The 7,313-nt window shown below is 54.0% G+C and carries 6 protein-coding genes, 4 tRNA genes and 2 rRNA genes (1 of these 12 only partly in view); all 12 read left to right on the top strand.

From position 1 onward, the window contains the following. A 23S ribosomal RNA gene (locus AC4LFW_RS15425) occupies positions 1-1,694 on the top strand; it begins 1,197 nt to the left of the window's first position. 155 nt (positions 1,695-1,849) lie between these two features. Next, a 5S ribosomal RNA gene (gene rrf, locus AC4LFW_RS15420) occupies positions 1,850-1,965 on the top strand. 163 nt (positions 1,966-2,128) lie between these two features. Continuing rightward, positions 2,129-3,091, top strand: coding sequence for a bifunctional biotin--[acetyl-CoA-carboxylase] ligase/biotin operon repressor BirA (birA, locus tag AC4LFW_RS15415; protein ID WP_491819970.1), 963 nt, complete (start codon positions 2,129-2,131; stop codon positions 3,089-3,091). Next, positions 3,081-3,818 carry a type III pantothenate kinase gene (locus AC4LFW_RS15410; RefSeq protein ID WP_491819969.1) on the top strand — a complete coding sequence of 246 codons (738 nt, stop codon included), beginning with the start codon at positions 3,081-3,083 and terminating at the stop codon, positions 3,816-3,818. The genes birA and AC4LFW_RS15410 overlap by 11 nt, the downstream gene beginning before the upstream one ends. A gap of 8 nt (positions 3,819-3,826) precedes the next feature. After that, on the top strand, positions 3,827-4,489 hold the full coding sequence (locus AC4LFW_RS15405) for an SPOR domain-containing protein (RefSeq protein ID WP_491819968.1): 663 nt from the start codon (positions 3,827-3,829) through the stop codon (positions 4,487-4,489). Positions 4,490-4,630: 141 nt separating this feature from the next. After that, positions 4,631-4,715, top strand: a tRNA-Tyr gene (locus AC4LFW_RS15400). A gap of 25 nt (positions 4,716-4,740) precedes the next feature. Then, positions 4,741-4,814 (top strand) — tRNA-Gly (locus AC4LFW_RS15395). Between the two features lie 22 nt (positions 4,815-4,836). Next, positions 4,837-4,912, top strand: a tRNA-Thr gene (locus AC4LFW_RS15390). Positions 4,913-4,996: 84 nt separating this feature from the next. After that, positions 4,997-6,190, top strand: coding sequence for an elongation factor Tu (gene tuf, locus AC4LFW_RS15385; protein ID WP_025240334.1), 1,194 nt, complete (start codon positions 4,997-4,999; stop codon positions 6,188-6,190). A gap of 52 nt (positions 6,191-6,242) precedes the next feature. Continuing rightward, a tRNA-Trp gene (locus tag AC4LFW_RS15380) sits at positions 6,243-6,318 on the top strand. Positions 6,319-6,359: 41 nt separating this feature from the next. Beyond that, complete coding sequence (secE, locus tag AC4LFW_RS15375) at positions 6,360-6,728, top strand: preprotein translocase subunit SecE (RefSeq protein ID WP_128122059.1); 369 nt, start codon at positions 6,360-6,362, stop codon at positions 6,726-6,728. Positions 6,729-6,737: 9 nt separating this feature from the next. Then, on the top strand, positions 6,738-7,271 hold the full coding sequence (gene nusG / locus AC4LFW_RS15370; protein ID WP_491819967.1) for a transcription termination/antitermination protein NusG: 534 nt from the start codon (positions 6,738-6,740) through the stop codon (positions 7,269-7,271). Positions 7,272-7,313: the final 42 nt, after the last annotated feature.

The following is a 7,313-nucleotide window of genomic DNA, read 5'->3' as shown; positions in this document are numbered from 1 at the left end:
TGAAGGTGAGTTGAGAAGCTTGCTGGAGGTATCAGAAGTGCGAATGCTGACATGAGTAACGACAATGCGAGTGAAAAACTCGCACGCCGAAAGACCAAGGGTTCCTGCGCAACGTTAATCGACGCAGGGTGAGTCGGTCCCTAAGGCGAGGCTGAAGAGCGTAGTCGATGGGAAACGGGTTAATATTCCCGTACTTCTAGTTACTGCGATGGGGGGACGGAGAAGGCTAGGCCAGCTTGGCGTTGGTTGTCCAAGTTTAAGGTGGTAGGCAGAGATCTTAGGTAAATCCGGGATCTTAATGCCGAGAACTGATGACGATCCTTCTTTTAGAAGGAGAAGTGGTTGATGCCATGCTTCCAGGAAAAGCCTCTAAGCTTCAGGTAACTAGGAACCGTACCCCAAACCGACACAGGTGGTTGGGTAGAGAATACCAAGGCGCTTGAGAGAACTCGGGTGAAGGAACTAGGCAAAATGGCACCGTAACTTCGGGAGAAGGTGCGCCGGTGAGGGTGAAGGGTTTACCCCGTAAGCTCATGCCGGTCGAAGATACCAGGCCGCTGCGACTGTTTATTAAAAACACAGCACTCTGCAAACACGAAAGTGGACGTATAGGGTGTGACGCCTGCCCGGTGCCGGAAGGTTAATTGATGGGGTTAGCGCAAGCGAAGTTCTTGATCGAAGCCCCGGTAAACGGCGGCCGTAACTATAACGGTCCTAAGGTAGCGAAATTCCTTGTCGGGTAAGTTCCGACCTGCACGAATGGCGTAACGATGGCGGCGCTGTCTCCACCCGAGACTCAGTGAAATTGAAATCGCTGTGAAGATGCAGTGTATCCGCGGCTAGACGGAAAGACCCCGTGAACCTTTACTATAGCTTTGCACTGGACTTTGAATTTGCTTGTGTAGGATAGGTGGGAGGCTTTGAAGCGTGGACGCCAGTTCGCGTGGAGCCATCCTTGAAATACCACCCTGGCAACTTTGAGGTTCTAACTCTGGTCCGTTATCCGGATCGAGGACAGTGTATGGTGGGTAGTTTGACTGGGGCGGTCTCCTCCTAAAGAGTAACGGAGGAGTACGAAGGTGCGCTCAGACCGGTCGGAAATCGGTCGTAGAGTATAAAGGCAAAAGCGCGCTTGACTGCGAGACAGACACGTCGAGCAGGTACGAAAGTAGGTCTTAGTGATCCGGTGGTTCTGTATGGAAGGGCCATCGCTCAACGGATAAAAGGTACTCCGGGGATAACAGGCTGATACCGCCCAAGAGTTCATATCGACGGCGGTGTTTGGCACCTCGATGTCGGCTCATCACATCCTGGGGCTGAAGCCGGTCCCAAGGGTATGGCTGTTCGCCATTTAAAGTGGTACGCGAGCTGGGTTTAGAACGTCGTGAGACAGTTCGGTCCCTATCTGCCGTGGACGTTTGAGATTTGAGAGGGGCTGCTCCTAGTACGAGAGGACCGGAGTGGACGAACCTCTGGTGTTCCGGTTGTCACGCCAGTGGCATTGCCGGGTAGCTATGTTCGGAAGAGATAACCGCTGAAAGCATCTAAGCGGGAAACTTGCCTCAAGATGAGATCTCACTGGAGCCTTGAGCTCCCTGAAGGGCCGTCGAAGACTACGACGTTGATAGGTTGGGTGTGTAAGCGCTGTGAGGCGTTGAGCTAACCAATACTAATTGCCCGTGAGGCTTGACCATATAACACCCAAACAATTTGATGTTTGCGTGTCAGACGGTTGAAGTCGACAAACAAACCGAAAAGACGCATCGCTCGCAAAGCGAAAGCAACACCGATACACCATCACATACCCAATTAGGGGAAGCGATTCAACACCGACTCCCCAACCGAATTGCTTGACGACCATAGAGCGTTGGAACCACCTGATCCCATCCCGAACTCAGAAGTGAAACGACGCATCGCCGATGGTAGTGTGGGGCTTCCCCATGTGAGAGTAGGTCATCGTCAAGCTTCTACACCAAACCCCTGATCGTCGTAAGACGGTCGGGGGTTTGTCTTTGGGCGGGAAAAATTACCATCGCCGACGTAGATGGGCGGCAATCTTCAATTTGCTGCCTCTCGCTGTGCTCCAGTGCTATGTATCGCTATCATGCATGTTGCGCTAGGAGGGGCTATGAATCATTTGCTTCAGTTGCTGGCCAATGGGCGATTTCACACGGGTGAAGAGCTTGGCGCAGTGCTCGGTGTCAGTCGGAGTGCGGTGTGGAAGTACCTGCAGCGGCTAGAGGCCGAAACTGGCGTTAAGCTTTTCAAGGTGCGCGGAAAGGGTTACCGGCTGGCAGAGCCGCTTTCGTTGCTAGCACCTGAACAGATTAGGGGCTCGCTGTCCCGCTTGGGGTGGCACTGTTCGCTATTTAACGAGATTGACTCCACAAATGCAGAAGCTTTGCGGCAGCTGCAGGGCGGTGCTTTAGTTCCATTTGTTGTGGTAGCCGAGCATCAGTCTGCCGGGCGAGGGCGACGAGGCCGTACCTGGGTCAGCCCTCCGGGGCAGAATCTCAGCTATAGCCTAGCGCTGACGGTTAATGGTGGGCCGCAGAGTTTGTCGGGGCTGAGCCTGGTAGCAGGACTAGCTGTCTTGCGCGTTTTACGCAATGTCGGTGTTGGGCGTGCCGGGCTGAAGTGGCCCAACGACATCTACGTGGCGGAAAAGAAGATAGCCGGAATATTACTTGAGCTTACTGGTGACCCCGCTGATGTATGCCAGGTTGTAATTGGTATTGGCATCAATGTGAATATGATCGTGAGCACGAAGGATATAGGGCAACCCTGGACTTCCATACGAAATGAGGTCGGAGCTCTGGTTGATAGGAGTCAACTCGTTTCGCTGATTAGCGAATCGCTAAATCATTATTTGGCTACCCATTCAAGGCTTGGTTTCGGAGCGCTGAGAGCGGAGTGGGAGCAGAACAATATTTGGCATGGAAGGCGCTGCAAATTAACGACAGGTTCGATCGCGGTCGAAGGGCAAGTGCTTGGCGTAAATGACCAAGGGGCCTTGCGAATGCTGGTTAATGGTCAGGTTCAGCACTTTAGTGGTGGAGAATTAAGCTTGAGGCTCTCAGATGATTCTTGAGCTCGACTGCGGAAATAGTTTCATCAAATGGCGGTTGCTGAGTGCAGAAAAAGGTGTTGGGCCAGTCGGAGTGGCGGCAAATGTCGATGACATGGTCTCTGAGATTCTTAATGATGACGGGGTGAAGGTTGCCCGCTGCAGAATGGTTAGTGTGCGCAGCATTCATGAAACGAAGCTCATAGCTGATGGGGTGTCGCGGGCGTTGGGAGTACGGGTTGCGCAGGCAGGCTCGTCGGAATGTCTGGCTGGCGTCCGGAACGGTTATCGGGATTACGATCGTTTGGGCCTGGATCGCTGGTTAGCCCTCGTAGCTGCGTTCAATTTATGCGGTCACGCCTGTTTAGTTGTGGATGTCGGTACTGCCGTTACGGTAGACCTCGTCGCGAGTGATGGAAAGCATCTTGGTGGTTATATTGCTCCGGGCATTGCGCTCCTGCGAGGACAGCTCCTTTCCCATACTCGGCGAATCCGATACGACTCCGAAGAAGCCGGCCTTGCGTTAAGCGATATTGCGCCTGGCAGGTCTACAGCCGAAGCAGTTGAGCGGGGCTGCCTGTTAATGCTGCGAGGCTATGTCTCCAATCAGCTGCTGCAGGCACACGACTACCTCAAGGATGACTTTGCGACGTACGTGACGGGGGGGGATGCTCTTCTGGTCGCAGACTTGCCGTCGGTTACGTATGTGCCCGACTTGGTGTTCAGAGGGTTGGCGTTGGCTTGCCCATAGAGGTATCGATGCGTTGGTTATTAGTGCTTCTCGTGGCAGCCAATGTGGCGCTTTATTTACATCAGATCACTAGGGTTCCAACTCCCGTCCCTGAGAGTGTGGTGGGGCAGTCAGCCTTACGCGATGCTGGCATCACTTTGCTGGCCGAAGGTCAGCCCAAGGCACGGGTTGACGTTGTCCGGCCGGAAGAAAGCAGTTGCATGCTTATCGGAGGGTTCGATGAGGAATCGGCTGCGCTGGCAGTTGAGCAGCGCCTTTTGAGTTTAGATATTGAAGCAAAAGTCGAGCCTGTAGATACGGCAGCCGGTGTAGATTACTGGGTATATCTACCGCCTCTGGTTTCGCGTCAAGCTTCGCTTCGTCAATTGCGGGAGCTGCAATCAAGAAACATAGATAGCTACATCATTACCGTTGGAGAGCTATCGAATGGAATTTCCCTAGGGATCTTTTCGCGCAAGGATTCTGCTGAGGGCATGGTGAGTCGACTGCAAGCTATCGACTATGCCGCCCAGCTCCGAGAGCTACCGCGTACTCACCGACGATATTGGGTGCGAGTGGACGGGGGCGAGCAGGATCTGCTGGGTTTTCCTGTCATCACCAATCTGCTCCAAGATTACCCTTTACTAGAGCACCGACAAATACCATGCGCGAGCGTTGCAACTTCGGATTAGTTTGCATAGAATGGCGCCCGCTTGCGGTGGAGGGCTTCGGGCTCCTGTCGCAAAGCGCTGTCATTGCAGCTAAGCTCAGGTTTTTAAATGAGAAATTGCTTGACAGTTAGAGGTGAGGCATTGAGAATGCCGCCTCGTTCTGGAGGGGTTCCCGAGCGGCCAAAGGGATCAGACTGTAAATCTGACGTCATCGACTTCGAAGGTTCGAATCCTTCCCCCTCCACCAGATTCAAGCGTAAGCCGAAAGCCTAGCGGGTATAGTTTAGTGGTAGAACCTCAGCCTTCCAAGCTGATGATGCGGGTTCGATTCCCGCTACCCGCTCCATATTTAGGTTACGCAAAAGTTTGCTCATGTAGCTCAGCTGGTAGAGCACACCCTTGGTAAGGGTGAGGTCAGCGGTTCAAATCCGCTCATGAGCTCCAATACACAAAGGCAGATATGTGAATATCTGCCTTTGTTTTAATGGTGGCGTGACTAGCTCAATTCAACGATGGGAGACGGTCTCGATGGCTAAAGAAAAATTCGAACGTAACAAACCGCACCTGAACGTCGGTACCATTGGTCACGTCGACCATGGCAAAACCACGCTCACCGCAGCGCTGACTAAAGTCTGTGCTGAGACCTGGGGCGGCTCTGCGCGTGATTTCTCGCAGATCGACAACGCGCCGGAAGAGAAGGCTCGTGGTATCACCATCAACACCTCCCACGTTGAATACGATTCCTCGATCCGTCACTACGCTCACGTTGACTGCCCGGGTCACGCTGACTATGTGAAGAACATGATCACCGGTGCTGCGCAGATGGACGGCGCGATCCTGGTTTGTTCGGCTGCTGACGGCCCCATGCCTCAGACTCGCGAGCATATCCTGCTGTCCCGCCAGGTTGGCGTTCCGTACATCGTTGTCTTCCTGAACAAGGCGGACATGGTGGATGACGCCGAGCTGCTGGAGCTGGTTGAGATGGAAGTGCGTGACCTGCTGTCGACCTACGACTTCCCAGGTGACGACACCCCGATCATCATCGGCTCTGCACTGATGGCTCTGAACGGTCAGGATGACAACGAGATGGGCGTATCGGCCGTGCGCAAGCTGGTCGAGACTCTGGACAGCTACATTCCGGAGCCTGAGCGTGCCATCGACAAGCCGTTCCTGATGCCGATCGAAGACGTGTTCTCGATCTCCGGTCGCGGTACCGTTGTGACCGGTCGTGTTGAGCGGGGCATCGTCAAGGTTCAGGAAGAAATCGAGATCGTTGGTATCCGTGCCACGACCAAGACCACCTGCACCGGCGTCGAAATGTTCCGTAAGCTGCTCGACGAAGGCCGTGCCGGTGAGAACGTCGGTGTGCTGCTGCGCGGCACCAAGCGTGATGACGTTGAGCGTGGTCAGGTCCTGGCCAAGCCGGGCACCATCAAGCCGCACACGAAGTTCGAAGGCGAAGTCTACGTCCTGAGCAAGGAAGAAGGCGGCCGTCATACTCCGTTCTTCAAGGGCTACCGTCCGCAGTTCTACTTCCGTACCACGGACGTGACCGGTAACTGCGAACTGCCAGAAGGCGTTGAGATGGTAATGCCGGGCGACAACATCAAGATGGTTGTCACCCTGATCGCTCCGATCGCCATGGAAGATGGCCTGCGCTTCGCGATTCGCGAAGGCGGCCGTACCGTGGGTGCTGGCGTGGTTGCGAAGATCATCGAATAATCGGTTGATCTGACGAATTCGGGCCGGCATAATAGTCGGCCTGACTCTTGTTAGGCCAGTAGCTCAATTGGCAGAGCGGCGGTCTCCAAAACCGCAGGTTGGGGGTTCGATTCCCTCCTGGCCTGCCAACTTCATATTGAAATTGGCAGTATTTACAGGGTTCTAGCAGATGAATGTCAAAGCAGAAGCCAAAGACTCGCGCTTCGATCTGGTGAAGTGGCTGGTGGTGGCTGCTTTGGTGGTCGTGGCGGTAGTGGGTAACCAGTATTACGCCGCAGAGCCTATTCTGTATAGAGTTCTTGCATTGCTTGTCTTTGCTGTGGTCGCTGCGTTCGTTGCGCTGCAGACATCAAAAGGTCGTTCCTTTTTCGTGCTTCTAAAAGAGGCGCGGGTCGAGATCCGCAAAGTCGTTTGGCCAACCCGCCAGGAGACCACTCAAACTACGCTCATAGTTGTAGCAGTTGTGCTGGTTATGGCGTTGCTGTTGTGGGGGCTTGATTCCCTGCTCGGTTGGCTGGTTTCCATGATTGTAGGTTAAGGATTTCCCGTGGCTAAGCGTTGGTACGTCGTTCATGCTTACTCGGGTTACGAGAAGCATGTCATGCGTTCATTGATTGAGCGCATCAAACTTGCTGGCATGGAAGAGCATTTCGGCGAGATATTGGTCCCGACCGAAGAAGTGGTCGAAATGCGTAATGGGCAGAAGCGCAAGAGTGAGCGCAAGTTCTTCCCGGGTTACGTCCTTGTGCAGATGGATATGACCGAAGGCGCGTGGCACCTCGTTAAGGATACGCCCCGGGTGATGGGTTTCATTGGTGGGACAGCAGATAAACCCGCGCCTATCACCGATAAAGAGGCTGAAGCTATTTTGCGTCGTGTTGCCGATGGCAGTGATAAGCCCAAGCCGAAAACGTTGTTTGAGCCTGGCGAAGTCGTGCGCGTCGCCGACGGACCTTTTGCGGACTTCAATGGTGTCGTTGAAGAGGTCAATTATGAAAAGAGCCGCATTCAGGTTGCGGTCCTGATCTTTGGTCGCTCAACACCGGTAGAATTGGAATTCAGTCAGGTCGAAAAGGTCTAGCTGAAGAAAGCATCCCACACCCCGCAGCTGTTAGCTGTGGGG

The organism is Stutzerimonas sp. C6.4V (genome assembly GCF_058536345.1).
This window is presented reverse-complemented; position numbering and strand designations above follow the sequence as displayed.

Coding starts and splice junctions, on each gene's coding strand:
- birA (WP_491819970.1), top strand. CDS start 2,129: ATGAATCATTTGCTTCAGTTGCTGGCCAATGGGCGATTTCACACGGGT.
- AC4LFW_RS15410 (WP_491819969.1), top strand. CDS start 3,081: ATGATTCTTGAGCTCGACTGCGGAAATAGTTTCATCAAATGGCGGTTG.
- secE (WP_128122059.1), top strand. CDS start 6,360: ATGAATGTCAAAGCAGAAGCCAAAGACTCGCGCTTCGATCTGGTGAAG.
- tuf (WP_025240334.1), top strand. CDS start 4,997: ATGGCTAAAGAAAAATTCGAACGTAACAAACCGCACCTGAACGTCGGT.
- AC4LFW_RS15405 (WP_491819968.1), top strand. CDS start 3,827: ATGCGTTGGTTATTAGTGCTTCTCGTGGCAGCCAATGTGGCGCTTTAT.